Origin of the sequence: Methanolobus sediminis (assembly GCF_031312595.1) — an archaeon.
GTDB classification, from domain to species: Archaea; Halobacteriota; Methanosarcinia; order Methanosarcinales; family Methanosarcinaceae; genus Methanolobus; species Methanolobus sediminis.
In genome coordinates this window covers 1,692,617-1,708,015 of the sequence record NZ_CP133592.1, presented here as the reverse complement: position 1 = coordinate 1,708,015, position 15,399 = coordinate 1,692,617, and the positions used below count along the sequence as shown (strand labels likewise).

The window sequence follows — 15,399 nt, the reverse complement described above, 5'->3', positions numbered from 1 at the left end:
GTAAATGAAAGCCGATCAGAAAGATTCAGATAACAAAGATATTGCATTGGTTTCAATACCCGGACTTTCAATCAAAATGGATAAAAAAGCTGATTTTGTTCAGCTTAAAGCACATGGCCCGTTGAGGAAAGCCTGTTCACCTTTTTTAAAGAAGATAAACCAGCGATTAAAAGAAGAAAAGCCTGCTTTGATTGATGATGATAAGGTTATAGCCTCAACATGGCTGCCACCAATCCCAAGTAAAGCATTTAACCGTCTGCTGCTGGCTGAAACCCAGATAGCACTTGGCAGATACATACCTGAAACGGTTTCCTTTGAGATTACGCGAAACTGTAAATGCAATTGTGAGCACTGCGTGGTCAGCGGAGGAGAAGGGGATCTTGACATAGAAACTATCAAACAGGCTATCGATGATGTGCTTGACATGGGTGCAATGGTGATCGTATTCACAGAAGGGGACCCGATGCTGCGTGAAGACATCTATGAGCTTATCGATTATGTGGACAAGGAACGTGCCATCGTCAATATGTACACCCCGGGAACAGAGATGACACCTGAGAATGCAAGGAGGCTTAAGGAAGCAGGACTGCATAACCTGTTAGTCAGTATCTATTCCACAGAGGCCGAAAAGCATGATTCTGTCAGAAAGCTTGACGGTGCTTTTGAGATTGCAACAGGTGCCATGAAAACCGGGCTGGAAGCAGGTCTTCTTGTTACAATGGCAACCCACGTTTCCCCGAAGAACATTGATGAACTGCCTGCAATGTATGAACTTGCAAGGAACATTGGCGTTCATGAATTTTCCTTATGGGAATCGGTCCCGAAAAAGAAAGATGATCCTATAATCTCAGACGGTGACAGGCAGAAAGTACTTGAAATGTACCATCGCATAAACTCTACCAAAGGTGGACCACGTATCTTTGCCAACACCTACTTTGAAGGAGAGATGCTCGGATGCATGGCAGGCCAGAGATGGATGCACGTCTGTGTTGACGGCCTTGTAAAAGGATGCCCGTATATCCCGTTCCATTATGGAAACATACAGGACAATTCTATAAAGGATATCTGGACAAAGATACGCAAAGACAAAGCTTTTAGAGGCCAGCGTAGTACATGCCTGATGCAGGAGAAAGAGTATCTTCAGCTTGTGGACAAGATACCTGATGATGCATCAAAACCTTATGATATTGATAAGATTCAGGCCTGATTTTGTTTTCTTTTTTTTATTCATTTGCCAGGTTACCGTTTTCAAGGCCCTCCAGCAGTCTTTTGTTCTGCCAGTAAAAGCCAACTATAACCACCGTTATACTAATGATAATACTATAGCGCATATTCACAAACGTATCCGGCCAGATATATATAAGCAATAACGTAAAAACGATACCAAATACCCACATAATCGCCGAATTAATAAAAGAAGCCTTTTTCGGACCATATTTTTTATTCCAGCGATGAAGCAGCTTCCATCCTGTAAAATAATCAATAAGTTTTAGAGAATCATTATCTTTTGAATCTCTTACAAAGCGCTCCATTTTCTCTTTGTGCATATCACAGGATTTCCTGTAAATTGTCACAGAGAATATTGCAGTTAGCAGGAAAGCAACATAACCATATTGCCATGGAAGAAAGATGAACAAAACCAGTGAGAACAGCATCATTGTACCTACTAGCACGGGAAGATAGCTTTCCCCATACTTTCGAGCAGAATACAAATTATATAATGTCAGCAAACCAAAAAACAGTGCTGCAAGATGAAAGAAGGTTATCTCCATTGACATTTCCCCGTGAACTTTACTCTAACTGCATAAAGGATAGTATTATATAATAAATTTACTGCATGTTCAATTTACTTTAATATGTTTGTGCCGAAATGCAATAAGAACCTTTACATATCACAACGTATTTTTACTAACAATTTTAAGTGCAGGACACTAAATCAAAAATCCGAGAAACAGGAGATTAAGAGGCAACATATGAACATGAAGATCGACCCCTGGAGCGCATTGAACATTGATGATTATTCCAAATTATTCGATGAATTTGGTATTCAGCCATTTGATGACATGGTCCGGGAGATTGAGAATCCTCACAAGTTCATGAGCCGAAAGATAATCTTTGGTCACAGGAACTATGACCGCATCACTGATGCAATGAACAACAACAAACCGTTCTCAGTTATGAGCGGGTTCATGCCTTCCGGGAAAATACACCTTGGACACAAGATGGTAATGGAAGAAATTATCTGGCACCAGCAGCAGGGTGCTGATGCTTTTGTCGGAATTGCAGACCGTGAAGCTCATGCAGTCAGGGGCATGTCATGGGAAAGATGCAGTGACATTGGTATTAATGAATACATCATCAGCCTGATTGCTCTTGGATTTGAACCAAACGGACATATCTACTTCCAGTCTAAATCCGAGCAGGTCAAAGACCTTGCATTCGAACTAAGTTCAAAGGCAAACTACTCAGAACTCAGTGCAATCTACGGTTTTACAGGTGAGACTAATGTCGCACACATGCTGAGTGCTGTAACCCAGAGCGCAGACATTCTTCATCCGCAGCTTGAGGAATACGGTGGACCGAAACCAACCGTCATTCCTGTTGGTTCTGACCAGGACCCACATATCAGGCTTACAAGAGGACTTGGACATAAGATGAATATGTTCAAAATCGAAGGCAGAGAAGATAAGAAAGGTAACCATTATTTGAGCATTCGCAGCAAGGCGGCACCGGAAGAAGCCCTTAAGGAAATTGCAGAACGTATTCCTGGTCAGACCAAACTCTTTGAAGGACATGTTGACGTATTAGATGCAACGGATTTCGATACACTCATGAAGATCGTACAGGACGTTGAACTGGAATTCGGAGGTTATGCCTTTGTCCCACCGTCATCAACATATCACAGGTTCATGTCCGGACTTCAGGGCGGAAAGATGTCAAGCAGTGTGCCTGAAAGTTATATCTCGCTTACAGAAGACCCCAAGGGTGCTGGAAAGAAAGTCAAAAGGGCAAAGACAGGCGGCAGAATGACCCTTGAGGAACAGAAGAAACTTGGCGGTGAACCTGAAAAGTGCTCTGTCTATGAGATGTTCCTGTTCCACCTTGTAGATGATGACGAAGAACTTGCACAGATATACACTGAATGTCGTGACGGAACCAGAATGTGCGGTCACTGTAAAGCACTTGCAGCCGAGAGAACAGAAAAGTTCCTGAAAGAACATCAGGAACTACGTGAAGTCGCAAAGGACAGGCTTGACGAATATGGACTGTAAGAATAGAATTGTCGATAGTCAATTACCGATAATCGGTTATTATTTACAAATTACAGGATTTACTAACTCTATATAACAGGTGTGATAATGAGCTCCCAGTACAACCTTACATCCAATGAGAAAAATGTATTGATCGCATTGGAGACTTTAAAAGATGCAAGTCCGGATGAACTTGCAGAGAAGTCTGAAATGAAAATGGAAACTTCAATGCAGGCTGCTTTTTTACTTGAAGAGAAAGGGCTTACCAAAGTAGATGAAACGATTACCGAGATCTTTGAGCTTACTGATGAAGGAAAGAAGTATGCTCAGGAAGGACTGCCTGAAAGACAGATAATCGATGCAATTTCAGGGCCAACCTCAATGGATGATCTTAAGGATAAATTCAATCCTGCTGTTGCCGGTATTGCTACCGGTTGGCTGCGTCGCAAGGGTTGGGCAGGAATTGAGAAAGGAATGATAGTTCCAACAGGCAATGCTGAAAAAGGAGAAGATGAAAAGGCTCTGGAAGCATTTGCAGGTGAAACAAAGACATTCGAGGAACTTGGAGCAGACAGGAATATCATTAATGACCTTATAAAGCGTAAGCTTGTAGCTAAAACCGAAGACAAGAAGAGAAAGATCTGCATCACATCTGAAGGTAAGGAACTTGTTGCAGCAGGTATCACTGTTGAAGAAGAGGTTGCACAGCTCACATCCGAACTCCTGAAAAGCGGAGATTGGAAAGACAAGAAGTTCAGACCATATAATATTCACACAGCTCCAAGACCAGTATACGGAGCAAAGATTCACCCATACCAGCGCCTCATTGATGAAATGAGACGTATTTTCCTTGACATGGGATTCACAGAGATCAAGGGAGAAGCAGTACAAAGCTCATTCTGGAACTTCGATTCACTGTTCCAGCCACAGGACCACCCTGCAAGAGAGATGCAGGATACTTTCCACCTTTCCAGCACATCAGAACTTCCTGTTGAATATAAGGATAAGGTATGTGCAGCCCACGAGAACGGAGGCGAAACCGGCTCAACAGGATGGGGAGGAAAGTGGAGCGAAGAGATCGCATGTAAGAATGTACTCAGAACCCACACAACAGCACTGACAATCAAATACCTTGCAGACAACCCGGATGCACCTGTGAAAGCATTCTCAATTGACAGAGCATACCGCAGAGAGACAATTGACCCTACCCACACACCGGAATTCGAACAGCTTGAAGGTGTTGTTATGGACAAGGACATGTCATTCTCAAACCTTCTTGGATGCCTTGCTGAGTTCTATCACAGGATGGGATTTGAGGACGTAAGATTCAGACCAGGGTATTTCCCATACACAGAACCGAGTGTCGAGCCGGAAGTCTATGTTGACGGACTTGGATGGGTTGAGCTTGGCGGAGCAGGCGTATTCAGGAAAGAGGTCACTGCACCTCTTGGAATCAAATACCCGGTACTTGCATGGGGACTTGGAGTCAGCAGGCTTGCAATGCTGAAACTCGGACTCAAGGACCTTCGCCAGTTGTACCACTCTGACATTGACTGGCTGCGCAAGAGTGAAGTATGTCAGCTTTAAGCTGAACATACAATCCTATTTTTATCATTTTTTATTTTTAAATTCATCTCAAAAGCCTAGTGGTTGAACTTATCTTTTGATGGTTGTGATGATCTTTGCAACTAAGGACATGTCAATATCGACTGCATTTGCAGGACATAGTTCCCGACAGCAATAACACATAATGCATTTTTCTTTATTGACCTTTAAATGGTCATCAATTTCATCAATTGCCTTCACAGAGCAATTCATTGCACAGACACCGCAAAGCACGCACTTTGAAGTATTGATCTTTGGCTTCATTTCGAACTGCTTACCAAAGAACCGCATAACATAAGGTGGAAGACTAAAAAGAATACCACCACCGGAAGGTTTGTACTTCTGTGTAACTGTTTTTGGATCGATACCTACTACATCAGGATTCCTGCTTCCAAATCCACGTTCAATGGCTGCAACTGTTGTCGGAACGTGCATAGGATCAACACCTATTATTCCTGAAGCGATAACATCCAGTGAAACGCAATCATAAGATGCCATGATGGCACCCGTCTTGATAGGTGTTCCATGAGCAGGACCGTTACCCTCCATACCTACAACTGCGTCCATTACAGCAAGGTGAGGTTTTGCAATTGAATATAAATCAATGACACCCTCACCAAAGAGTTTCCTGTCACCCAGAAGGTGCATTTCTTTTCTTGTTTTAAGTGGCAATGCACCGAACATATTTTTGACAGCACCTGTATAATATGTCAGTTCATGAGTTTTCATCTTAGGAAGAGAGATGATGACATCTGCATCCATGATTGCTTTTGAGATATAAAGCTTCGAAAAATGCATTGCATCAGGAATCTCTACTTCAACATAACCTTCAGTCTGGAAATTAAGAAGCTGAACTCCATAAGATTTAGCCACATCCTCCATGCCTGATACCCTGAATGCATGGGCTGTTGCGCCAGGTCTGGTGATTCCTGCACTATCTCCAATTACAGGGATACCTCCCACGTCCTTCACAAGCTCACACATTGCGGCAACTATGGAAGGATGGGTTGTTACAGCATCATCTGGTTTGCGTGCGGCAAGAACGTTTGGTTTTAGAAGGACACGGTCGCCCTTGGAAATTATGGACCTCAAGCCACCAATAAGAGAAAGCGCTTCGATGATGCATTCTTTTGAATGAGAGTAATCATCACATTTTACAATGGAAACTTTGTCGACCATTATGGACTATATTAGGAAAGTAACTTGAAATAGGTAGTGAATGGGTTATTGCACACAATACCAAATTATTCAACAGTAAATTGCAGACACTCGTCATCATTATTATGATAACTTGGTGTACAAATTCGAAAAGTATATAACAAAAGATGAAGAGATAGCACCCATCAATTTATGGTGAGTCAAAAACTTACAATAAAGTGGTGGTGCGCAATGAAAAAAACAATACTAGCAATACTAATAGGGATAAGCATACTGCTATCCGTAGGAGTAGCAAGTTCAATGACTTGTTACATAAATGACGTTCAAGATGACCTAGACTACCTATACCAAGGTTACTTGAATGCAACTCTAGTTACAGATAACACAACAAATCCAGGTACAATAGAAGTAGAACTTACCGATGAAACCAAAGCACTTTACCCAAATTCTACAATCACAACAATTCTCCTCAATGTTCCTGAATCAGATGTCGTAAGTGTTACGGATAATTATGGGAATGAATGGCTTGTAGGAGATGCCGCAGGAAACCCATTTGGAACATTCCTCACCAAAACTACGACAAATGATGCAGAACTAAAAGGTACGGATCCTATTACAATATATGTCACCATAACAAGCTGGGACGGAACGTTGCCAGCAAATGATGATGAAAATGTAATATCAATCCACATCCAGAGGATTGGTCCCGGTGATGAAGATAGTGCATGGGTCACTGTAGGATACTGTGAAGAAGACGATGGTAACGGTGGAACTCAGGAAATCCCAGAATTCCCAACAATTGCTCTACCAATTGCAGCAATAATCGGACTGGCATTCATATTCCAGCGCAGAAAGGAGTAAAACTACTCCTTAAACCTTTCTTTTTTGCTGCAAACTAATACTGGTTTCTTTATCATATATCATAAAATACATCTTCACTACTGCCACATCATCATCATCATCATCATTACCTCGGACATTTATTCGGAAAGTATAAAAGCAATAAGATGAGAGTTATTATTAAGCATAGAAATGACCAAATATCTATGTTGATGGTGGGATCATGAAAAGAACAATACTAGTAATGCTAATAGCGGCAAGCATGCTGCTATCCATTGGAGTGGCAAGTTCGATGACTTGCTACATAAATGACGTACAAGATGACCTAGACTACCTATATGATGGTAAGTTGAATGCAACTCTAAATACAGATAACACATCGGATCCAGGTACAATAGTAGTAACGCTGACCGATGACACCAAACTGCTTTATCCAAATTCTACGATTACAACGATTCTCCTCAACGTTCCTGAATCAGATATCGTAAATGTTACGGATAATTTTGGAAATGAATGGACTGTGACAGCGGCAGCAGGAAACCCATTTGGAACATTCCTCACCAAAACTACGACAAATGAAGCAAACCTGAAAAGTACGGATCCTATTACAATATATGTCACCATAAATGGTTGGGACGGAACATTGCCAGCAAATGCTGATGGTAATGTGATATCTATCCATATCCAGAGAATTGATGAGTATGTAGTAGGTGATGAGGAAGGTAGTGCATGGGTCACTGTAGGATACTGTGAAGAAGACGATGGTAACGGTGGAACTCAGGAAATCCCAGAATTCCCAACAATTGCTCTGCCAATTGCAGCAATAATCGGACTGGCATTCATCTTCCAGAGCAGAAAGGAGTAAAATTACTCCTTTAACTTTCTTTTTTAAAATTAATTCTCCATTGCTTCTTCTACACTTTTTCTGATAATATAACCGGCTTCATGTAGAATAGTGTCGCCGATCTGCGCATCTTTCTCCATACTTGCAGTACATGGATATGAATGATGAGCACCTGAAATGGTTTCCTTGTAATCCTTTACATCTGACCACTTCAGTTTCTTGGCAACAAACCAGGTTGCACCGCAGGGAGCATCCCTGACAACCTCAACATGAGTGAAAATGCCATTAGTATTGTCCACTTCAATTTTAAGCAGAGGCCTGCCGAATCCCATTTTTACGAATTCATCAATCGTGGTTTTTCCTGTCAGCTCCAGTGAACAGAAAGGTTTGGGACACTCAAACTCAATACCTACCGATTCCAGCTTTTTTCTTATCTGTTCAGTAAGACCTGCCGGAACAAGACGCGAGTCATCAACCGGAATAATCACAGCCTTTGCATTGCTTGAAAGAGCAATATCAGGTACTGACATCATAAGATCAGGATGAAGATCGATGGCGATAATCAAATCGGCTATTGGGAGATTAGAGGGAATATACTCATCCGTATCCTCAACAAAATCAGGAAGATCGGTCCGAAGTTCAAAAAGACCTACGATCATAGGTGCAAAACTCATTCTTGGTTCGCGGCAATGGTCACAGAGGTCACCACATGAAGCGCAAAAACGGTCTGAATTGACAAGGTTACCTACAACTTTTTTTCCAAACTCACCTGAATAAAAAATGCTCAGACGCATGCAACTAGTATATAATTGATACTAGATAAAGACCCCTGCTTACTTTACTGAACTCTTCGTGCGGACAATACCCATAACATAAGATGGAATGCAGCCGATTGCCGTACACGTTTCAAGTGAAACTCCCTGGGAAGTTATGTCGAGATGATACCTTGCAAGGTTGAAAAGATCCTTCGGAAGCCCTTTGCGACCAAGTCCAACAAGCACAAGGAATGACTTGTTATGCATAATCTCATCTGCAAAGGTTTCCGGAGTAATGGCAAATTTTGATTCCGGCTTTGAAGTTGTCACAACCACAGAACCAAACTGCGGCTGAAAACCTTTCTTTGGAAGGTCAAAAACAAAAAGATGCTTTTTCTCATGAAGCAACTTCAGGTATTTCCCGGATTCACCGATAGTTGTTTTATCCGCAACAAATTCCACAAGCTCATCTGCATCCATCTTAAAAGGGAAGTCATACAGAGCAAGAGAGAAACCGTATGCATAACATATAGGTGCAGCTCTTGCGATTGCCCTGTAATGAGCATCCAGCACTTTGATCTTATCATATGTGTTAACTATACCCAATGTCAGCAATCTTGTCACCTTTTGTTAGTATTATCCAGATGCAAGACAGATTACTTACAGGTATTAAACCTGTTGCACTCCAATAATTATCCTGCAATTCTTTCTTTTCAAACTATTATATTATACAATAAACAAGAACAAAAATCATAGCACCTCATCCATGCTTCCACTTCGGAATCCTTCAAGATCAAGTGTAACGTAAGTAAAACCCAGTTCCTTAAAATAGGATACGACCTCAACTCTTATTTCCAGCAGCATAGCCATATCTTCCTTCTGAAGCTCAATGCGTGCAATTCCTTTGTGGTCCCTGACCCTGAACCCTTCAAATCCTCTGTTAAAAAGGAAATTTTCTGCCTTTTCCACCCTCCTGAGATTTTCCTCTGTGAGGATATCACCATATGGAAAACGCGAAGCAAGACAGGGCGCCGGGCTTTTAGCCGCAACAGAAAGACCGAGTTCTTTTGCAATAGCCCTGATCTCATCCTTTGTCACATCAAATTCCAGAAAGGGAGAGTAAACAATTTCCCCGGCTTCTTCTATTGCTCTTTTTCCCGGGCGGTAAGAGCTGGAATCCGAAGCATTGCTACCTTCAATAATAACATTAAATCCGAGTTCATCCTTAACAGAGCTTAAAACCCCGATGATCTCTTTTTTGCAGTAATAACATCTTTCAGGGCTGTTGGCTGAAATAAGAGGGACTTCAAGTTCATTGAGATAAACTATCCTTTGCTCAAGACCTATTTCCGAAGCTACCTTTTTTGCACATTCCAGTTCCCTCTGAGGTAATGACTGGTTTTTAATGGTTACAGCAACTGCCTTTTCTTTAAGGACATCAAAAGCTATCGATGCAAGAACGGAACTGTCCACTCCTCCTGAAAAAGCAAGAACGGCACTTCCCTTTTCTGAAATGCCTTTTTTCAATAATTCCAGTTTTTCATTGACCATTTGTTGATAATATGCAGAATACCCTATTAAGTGTATTCTCACAAAACATAAAATAGGATTTTGACGTATAATGGCAATACTTTTAATATTGGTGATAATTGATGGCATTTTTTGGAACTAATGGTGTAAGGGGAATAGCAAACGAATACATAACTCCACAACTGGCAATTGATGTTGCAAGGAGTCTTGGAACTTATATGGGTTCTAAAGGCGTTGTGGCTATTGGAAGAGACACAAGAGCTTCAGGTGAGATGTTAAAATCCGCTGCTATTGCCGGCGCACTTTCAGCAGGACTTACAGTCATTGATGTTGGGATCTGCCCTACCCCTTCTGTTCAGTATTATGTAAAAAAGTATGCAGATGCAGGAATTGTTGTAACAGCATCTCATAATCCAAGGGAATACAACGGAATAAAACTCATCGCAAGTGACGGAAGTGAAATGTCACGTGAAGGGGAAAGGGAGATCGAGAAAATATACTACTCCAAAGAGTTCAGCGCTGCATCGTGGGAAAAGACAGGAGATCTGCGCCATGACAGTAATGCCAATGAATTCTATGTTAATGGTATAATCAATTCAGTTGACCATGAACTCATACGTGAGAAAAGGCTCAAGGTTGTCGTAGATACAGGATGCGGAGCAGGTTCTGTAACATTACCATTCCTTCTCCAGAAACTGGGATGTGAAGTAATCACCCTTAATGGACAGGTGGACGGAACTTTCCCCTGGAGAAATCCGGAACCTACACCTGATGTACTCACAGAACTTGCAGATATTGTGAAGCTGGCCGGTGCAAACATGGGAGTTGCGCAGGACGGAGATGCAGACCGTGCGGTATTCTTTGATGAGAATGGAGATTTCATCGAGGAAGAGATACAGCTTGCAATGATGGCAAAATATGTCCTTGCAAGGAAAAAGGGACCGATAGTCACACCGGTTAGTTCCTCATCAAGAATGCTTGATGTTGCCAGAGAAGCAGGCGTTGACCTTTCATGGACAGCAGTTGGCTCAATCAATGTGGCACGTAAGATGATGGAGATCGATGCAGTGTTTGGAGGAGAGGGTAACGGAGGACTTATCTTCCCTGAGCACCAGTACTGCCGTGACGGTGCCATGGCTTGTGCTAAATTCCTTGAGATAATTGCAAACGGACAGAAGATCTCAGAGCTCGCTCAGAGTGTGCCTGAATACTTTAATTCCAAGACAAAAATTAAGATACAGGATTCACCTGCGACTATGGAGAAAGTAAAGAAGGAAGTCCTTGCCGGAGATAATGAGGTCGACACCACAGATGGTGTGAAAGTCTGGTATGATGACGGATGGGTACTTATCAGGCCTTCAGGAACAGAACCTATCATCAGGATATTTGCCGAATCAAAGACCAAGGAAAGAGCAGATGAACTGATGAATGAGGGAGTTGAACTGGTCAACAAGTCAAAGTAAGATTCACAGGCAGGAAAATGGCTTGCTGTTGAAGAGCAAGATCATGCCTTTCCTCTTGATTCACCAAGGACGATTCCCGTAGCAATCAAATGAGCAACTCTGAGCGGCTCTGGGATATTGCTCCTTGTTGAAGTTATTTTTATTATTTTTGCGGCAATATCATAAGCAATTCCGCAACACTGGAAGAAAACAGGATTATCGTTATCTTTTGTTATCGCGCTGCTGATATTTCCGGCTTTTTTTATAATTTGCATCCTGGTTTCTGATTCTGGCAAAAATGAAAGAGCCTTTTCTATATTCCCAAAATCCGGCAGGTCACGCATAAGGACTATCACCGGAACGCCGGTTCTTTCATATAGATCGACAATATCCACCGGATTAAAACCGCCATAAGTAACTCCATCCAGCATTATGGCACGTATCTGCGGCAAATGTTTGCTGTTATTCACCATTGAAACTATGCTGTCAGTTGCATCCATGCCGTCCCTTGTAATCTCTGACCGAAGTACACCGTCAAGCCATTTACCACCGCGAAAGAAGGCTCCGACTATTATGATCTTATCGCTGATAAGCGCAGAATCATCTATACCAAGTATGCGGATCTCATCTTTAATGTGAAAACTATGTTGTGCACTATTCACTAAAAATAGTATGAAAAAAGGTAGTGAAGTAACTTACCAGCAGGAATGTCAGATAAACATTCCTTCCGGAAGAACTTCCTTTTCAGTTTCTTTCTTTGACATGACCTTCTGCACAGACTCGAGGAAATCATCCATGGAGATCGTTTTCTTGTCAAGTCTTACAGCAAGCATACCTGCTTCCATGGCAATGGCATTCAAATCTGCACCACTTGCCTTCTCGGTGAGTTTTGCCAGCTTCTTAAAGTCAATATCCTTTGCAACAGACATGAAACGTGTGTGTATCCTGAAGATATTTGCACGTGCTTCTTCATCCGGCATTGGTACGTTGACTATCCTGTCAAACCTTCCAGGTCTAAGAATTGCAGGGTCAAGAACATCCAGCCTGTTTGTAGCTGCGATAATCCTCACATCTCCCCTGTTATCAAAACCATCCATTTCCGCAAGCAGTTGCATAAGTGTCCTCTGGACTTCACGGTCTGCACCGTTGGTGTCATTGAGACGCCTTGAAGCAATTGCATCCAGCTCATCGATGAAGATGATACTCGGGGATTTTTTCCTTGCCATATCGAAGAGTTCCCTGACAAGTTTTGAACCGTCACCAATGTATTTCTGTATCAGTTCAGAACCTACCACTCTGATGTAAGTGGCTTCTGTCCTGTGTGCAACGGCCTTTGCCAGTAAGGTCTTACCGGTACCTGGCTCACCGTACAGGAGAACACCTTTTGGCGGAGTGATGCCTATACGCTGGAAAGCCTCCGGTTTTGTCAGTGGTAATTCTACAGATTCTATAAGTTCCTGTATCTGTGAATCTAATCCACCTATATCTTCGTAGTCCACATCCTGTGACTCTATTACCTCCATTGCTGAAACTGCAGGGTCTTCACTTGTTGGGATTACTTCCACGATCGCAAGTGTCTGCTGGTTCAATGCAACTTTTGCACCCGGAACTAAAGACTCTTCACTAAGGTACTGGGATACATTGACCATGAACTGCGGTCCCGTGGAACTTCTGACAAGCACTTTTTCCTCTGATATGACATCCATGATTGTTGCCACTACAAGAGGAACTGTTTTCAGACGGTCAACTTCCGCCTGCAGTCTGCGCACCTCACGTTCGTATTTGAGCTTCTGGCTCTCAACAAAACGTTTTTCCGACTCGATCTGGTCGCATTGTTCCTTCAGGAGAGTATTCCTGGACTCTAACTGTCGCATTCGGTCTAACAGATATTTGGAAAAATCTTCCTCGTTATCTGTACCGACATAGTCATAGTCGGCTTTGTTCACAGAGGTAAAATCATACCTGCCGTGTTCAAAGTCACTGTCGCTGGTCTCGCTCATGTGCCTCCGAATATTATTTAAGTGCGAAGGGTATATAGCCCTTTCGTAAAGAAGAGATTAGACACTTTATGAGTTGAAGATCTATGCAGTGTGAAATATGTGGCGCCGAGATCAGAGGCGATTCTTTTAAAGTAAATATTGACGGCAGTGAACTTACAGTATGTGGAAGATGCTCACAATATGGTACTGCAGCAGGAAAGCGCAGTCCAGTGTCCAAGAAAGTTGCACCTGTAAGCCGTCGGCCAGCTCCGGCAACCGGAAGCAGCAGACCACCAAGGAAAGCCCCTGGAATGATAGTTGATGAACTAATTGATGAGTACGGACAGGCAATAAAAGAAGCAAGAGAACGAAAGAAGTGGTCACATGACCAGCTGGCTTCAAAGATCAAGGAAAAAGCAACACTTCTTAAAAAGATAGAGCGTGAAGAGATCGTACCTGAGGATGATGTTCGTCAGAAGATAGAGAAAGCCCTCGATATCAAACTCACGGAAAGGACCGGCGAGAATGATTGGAGTGGTGAAAGACTAAATCGTGGAACTACTCTTGGGGACATAGTGACCATCAAGAGAAAATAAATAATCAATATTACCGAGTGATAAAATGAGCCTTGAAGGTAAAAAACTGGGATTTATCGGAACAGGAAAAATGGGCAGTGCATTAATTAAAGGGATATGTAGTGCAGGACTTTTTTCTTCATCCGATGTATATGCAAGTGATCTCTACGAGCCATCCCTTGATGAACTTAAGCAGGATGTAGGGGTTAACGTATCTACAGACAATACAACTACTGTAAATAATTCCGACATTATTGTACTTGCAGTAAAACCTCAGATACTTAAGAAGGTAATTGCAGGCATAAAGGAGGACATCGGTTCTGACAAACTTGTAATATCCATTGCAGCAGGTGTCAAACTTGCAGATATTGAAAGTGAATTCAATGAAGGAACCAGAGTCATAAGAGTTATGCCAAACATTGCAGCAACCGTTGCTGAAGCTGCTTCTGCTATAACTCAGGGAAGCAATGCTTCAAAAGATGATGCAGAGGATGCTCTTGAGATATTCGGTGCAGTTGGCAGTGCCATTCAGGTTCCTGAAAATCTCATGGATGCAGTGACAGGTCTTTCAGGAAGTGGACCTGCATACATATTCCCCGTTATTGAAGCAATGGCAGATGGGGCTGTGTACGAAGGACTTGACAGGAAGAGTGCACTTGTACTTGCAGCCCAGACAGTTCTTGGTGCTGCAAAAATGGCACTTGAAACCGAAGCTCATCCGGGAGAACTGAAGGACATGGTTACATCCCCTGCAGGAACAACCATCCGAGGAATTAAAGTCCTGGAAGAATACGGCATAAGGTCAGCTTTCATGCAGGCTGTTATTGAATCATCCAACCGTTCAAAAGAACTTGGAAAATAATAAATACCAGAAAATAATAATTTCTATTATTGTTCAAGTCCTGTGTTTTCTAGAATAGAAAGGTTTATTACCGTAAAAAGTTTTAATTATATCTAGGCTAGGAAATCCAGGCATATTAGGTGCGGGAGCCTAAAAAACGCAAGCAATGAGAGAAACATATGAAAAAATTACACAAGGGGATTTTCTGGAATGGGGATTGGAGTTAAATCTTTTGCTGTAATCCGGGGTGACAATGCAGACAAAGTCAATGTCGCATTACATGACCTTGAGCATTACGGAAGAATGAGGTTTGTATCAAAACCAAAACGTATTGAGCCTGTTTATGCAGATAACCTTCTGGTTAGTGTTGCAGGTGTGCCACTAAAAGCCAGATGCAATTCTGCTGCACTGGTGGAACTTGACAACAATGCAGGTGCTGCGATCAGTAAATTGAGAAAGATACACCCTCCTGCCCATGTAGTTATAGTTAGTCCAAGACACGATGTCTATGACGAGCTAATGGACAAATCTGAACTATATCCGGAATTTGAGCGTAGTTTTGAACCCCAACACCACTAA

The 15,399-nt window shown here is 42.2% G+C and carries 16 protein-coding genes; 9 read left to right on the top strand and 7 right to left on the bottom strand.

Annotated features, from left to right (window positions below; genetic code table 11):
• Positions 1–4 precede the first annotated feature (4 nt).
• Positions 5–1,207 carry a radical SAM/SPASM domain-containing protein gene (locus tag RE474_RS08315; RefSeq protein ID WP_309309916.1) on the top strand — a complete coding sequence of 401 codons (1,203 nt, stop codon included), beginning with the start codon at positions 5–7 and terminating at the stop codon, positions 1,205–1,207.
• A 16-nt stretch (positions 1,208–1,223) separates the two neighbouring features.
• Here the strand turns inward: RE474_RS08315 and RE474_RS08310 are convergent, their stop codons facing one another.
• Positions 1,224–1,772, bottom strand: coding sequence for a hypothetical protein (locus RE474_RS08310; protein WP_309309915.1), 549 nt, complete (start codon positions 1,770–1,772; stop codon positions 1,224–1,226).
• A 201-nt stretch (positions 1,773–1,973) separates the two neighbouring features.
• Between RE474_RS08310 and RE474_RS08305 the strand changes: the two genes are divergently transcribed.
• On the top strand, positions 1,974–3,272 hold the full coding sequence (locus RE474_RS08305; RefSeq protein WP_309309914.1) for a tryptophan--tRNA ligase: 1,299 nt from the start codon (positions 1,974–1,976) through the stop codon (positions 3,270–3,272).
• 87 nt (positions 3,273–3,359) lie between these two features.
• Positions 3,360–4,838, top strand: a complete 1,479-nt coding sequence (pheS, locus tag RE474_RS08300; protein WP_309309913.1) for a phenylalanine--tRNA ligase subunit alpha — start codon at positions 3,360–3,362, stop codon at positions 4,836–4,838.
• Positions 4,839–4,907: 69 nt separating this feature from the next.
• Here pheS and RE474_RS08295 read toward each other — a convergent pair whose 3' ends face one another.
• Positions 4,908–6,035 (bottom strand): DUF362 domain-containing protein, encoded by a 1,128-nt coding sequence (locus RE474_RS08295; protein WP_309309912.1) that lies wholly within the window; start codon positions 6,033–6,035, stop codon positions 4,908–4,910.
• Between the two features lie 336 nt (positions 6,036–6,371).
• On the opposite strand from RE474_RS08295, the gene RE474_RS08290 reads away from it, so the two are divergent.
• Together RE474_RS08290 and RE474_RS08285 are read left to right on the top strand one after the other, a co-directional pair.
• Entirely contained in the window at positions 6,372–6,875 is a 504-nt protein-coding gene (locus RE474_RS08290; protein WP_309309911.1) for a PEF-CTERM sorting domain-containing protein, read from the top strand.
• Between the two features lie 202 nt (positions 6,876–7,077).
• Positions 7,078–7,719, top strand: coding sequence for a PEF-CTERM sorting domain-containing protein (locus RE474_RS08285; RefSeq protein ID WP_309309910.1), 642 nt, complete (start codon positions 7,078–7,080; stop codon positions 7,717–7,719).
• A 29-nt stretch (positions 7,720–7,748) separates the two neighbouring features.
• Here RE474_RS08285 and RE474_RS08280 read toward each other — a convergent pair whose 3' ends face one another.
• The 3 genes from RE474_RS08280 to larE all read right to left on the bottom strand — a co-directional run bounded on the left by RE474_RS08280 (position 7,749) and on the right by larE (position 10,004).
• Positions 7,749–8,492 carry a DUF166 domain-containing protein gene (locus RE474_RS08280; protein ID WP_309309909.1) on the bottom strand — a complete coding sequence of 248 codons (744 nt, stop codon included), beginning with the start codon at positions 8,490–8,492 and terminating at the stop codon, positions 7,749–7,751.
• Positions 8,493–8,531: 39 nt separating this feature from the next.
• Positions 8,532–9,068 (bottom strand): DUF531 domain-containing protein, encoded by a 537-nt coding sequence (locus RE474_RS08275; RefSeq protein WP_309309908.1) that lies wholly within the window; start codon positions 9,066–9,068, stop codon positions 8,532–8,534.
• Between the two features lie 135 nt (positions 9,069–9,203).
• Positions 9,204–10,004: an ATP-dependent sacrificial sulfur transferase LarE gene (larE, locus tag RE474_RS08270; RefSeq protein ID WP_309309907.1), complete on the bottom strand. Its 801-nt coding sequence runs from the start codon at positions 10,002–10,004 to the stop codon at positions 9,204–9,206.
• A gap of 101 nt (positions 10,005–10,105) precedes the next feature.
• Here larE and glmM point away from each other — a divergent pair, with 101 nt between their 5' ends.
• Entirely contained in the window at positions 10,106–11,446 is a 1,341-nt protein-coding gene (gene glmM, locus RE474_RS08265; protein ID WP_309309906.1) for a phosphoglucosamine mutase, read from the top strand.
• Positions 11,447–11,487: 41 nt separating this feature from the next.
• Here the strand turns inward: glmM and RE474_RS08260 are convergent, their stop codons facing one another.
• Positions 11,488–12,087: an endonuclease dU gene (locus RE474_RS08260; RefSeq protein ID WP_309309905.1), complete on the bottom strand. Its 600-nt coding sequence runs from the start codon at positions 12,085–12,087 to the stop codon at positions 11,488–11,490.
• A gap of 48 nt (positions 12,088–12,135) precedes the next feature.
• A complete protein-coding gene (locus tag RE474_RS08255; protein WP_309309904.1) occupies positions 12,136–13,425 on the bottom strand; it encodes a proteasome-activating nucleotidase in 1,290 nt (429 codons plus the stop codon).
• Between the two features lie 83 nt (positions 13,426–13,508).
• Between RE474_RS08255 and RE474_RS08250 the strand changes: the two genes are divergently transcribed.
• From RE474_RS08250 to RE474_RS08240, 3 genes are all read left to right on the top strand, one after another.
• The gene (locus RE474_RS08250; RefSeq protein WP_309309903.1) at positions 13,509–14,000 is read left to right on the top strand and encodes a multiprotein bridging factor aMBF1; all 492 of its coding nucleotides are present in this window, start codon (positions 13,509–13,511) and stop codon (positions 13,998–14,000) included.
• A 25-nt stretch (positions 14,001–14,025) separates the two neighbouring features.
• Positions 14,026–14,841 carry a pyrroline-5-carboxylate reductase gene (gene proC / locus RE474_RS08245; RefSeq protein WP_309309902.1) on the top strand — a complete coding sequence of 272 codons (816 nt, stop codon included), beginning with the start codon at positions 14,026–14,028 and terminating at the stop codon, positions 14,839–14,841.
• Positions 14,842–15,030: 189 nt separating this feature from the next.
• Complete coding sequence (locus RE474_RS08240) at positions 15,031–15,399, top strand: DUF356 domain-containing protein (protein WP_091708732.1); 369 nt, start codon at positions 15,031–15,033, stop codon at positions 15,397–15,399.

Excerpts from the sequence above, each read along its gene's own strand:
- RE474_RS08285 (WP_309309910.1), top strand. The coding sequence starts at position 7,078 with ATGAAAAGAACAATACTAGTAATGCTAATAGCGGCAAGCATGCTGCTA.
- RE474_RS08305 (WP_309309914.1), top strand. The coding sequence starts at position 1,974 with ATGAACATGAAGATCGACCCCTGGAGCGCATTGAACATTGATGATTAT.
- RE474_RS08255 (WP_309309904.1), bottom strand. The coding sequence starts at position 13,425 with ATGAGCGAGACCAGCGACAGTGACTTTGAACACGGCAGGTATGATTTT.
- RE474_RS08310 (WP_309309915.1), bottom strand. The coding sequence starts at position 1,772 with ATGGAGATAACCTTCTTTCATCTTGCAGCACTGTTTTTTGGTTTGCTG.
- RE474_RS08250 (WP_309309903.1), top strand. The coding sequence starts at position 13,509 with ATGCAGTGTGAAATATGTGGCGCCGAGATCAGAGGCGATTCTTTTAAA.
- proC (WP_309309902.1), top strand. The coding sequence starts at position 14,026 with ATGAGCCTTGAAGGTAAAAAACTGGGATTTATCGGAACAGGAAAAATG.
- RE474_RS08280 (WP_309309909.1), bottom strand. The coding sequence starts at position 8,492 with ATGCGTCTGAGCATTTTTTATTCAGGTGAGTTTGGAAAAAAAGTTGTA.
- glmM (WP_309309906.1), top strand. The coding sequence starts at position 10,106 with ATGGCATTTTTTGGAACTAATGGTGTAAGGGGAATAGCAAACGAATAC.
- RE474_RS08295 (WP_309309912.1), bottom strand. The coding sequence starts at position 6,035 with ATGGTCGACAAAGTTTCCATTGTAAAATGTGATGATTACTCTCATTCA.
- pheS (WP_309309913.1), top strand. The coding sequence starts at position 3,360 with ATGAGCTCCCAGTACAACCTTACATCCAATGAGAAAAATGTATTGATC.
- RE474_RS08315 (WP_309309916.1), top strand. The coding sequence starts at position 5 with ATGAAAGCCGATCAGAAAGATTCAGATAACAAAGATATTGCATTGGTT.
- RE474_RS08240 (WP_091708732.1), top strand. The coding sequence starts at position 15,031 with ATGGGGATTGGAGTTAAATCTTTTGCTGTAATCCGGGGTGACAATGCA.
- larE (WP_309309907.1), bottom strand. The coding sequence starts at position 10,004 with ATGGTCAATGAAAAACTGGAATTATTGAAAAAAGGCATTTCAGAAAAG.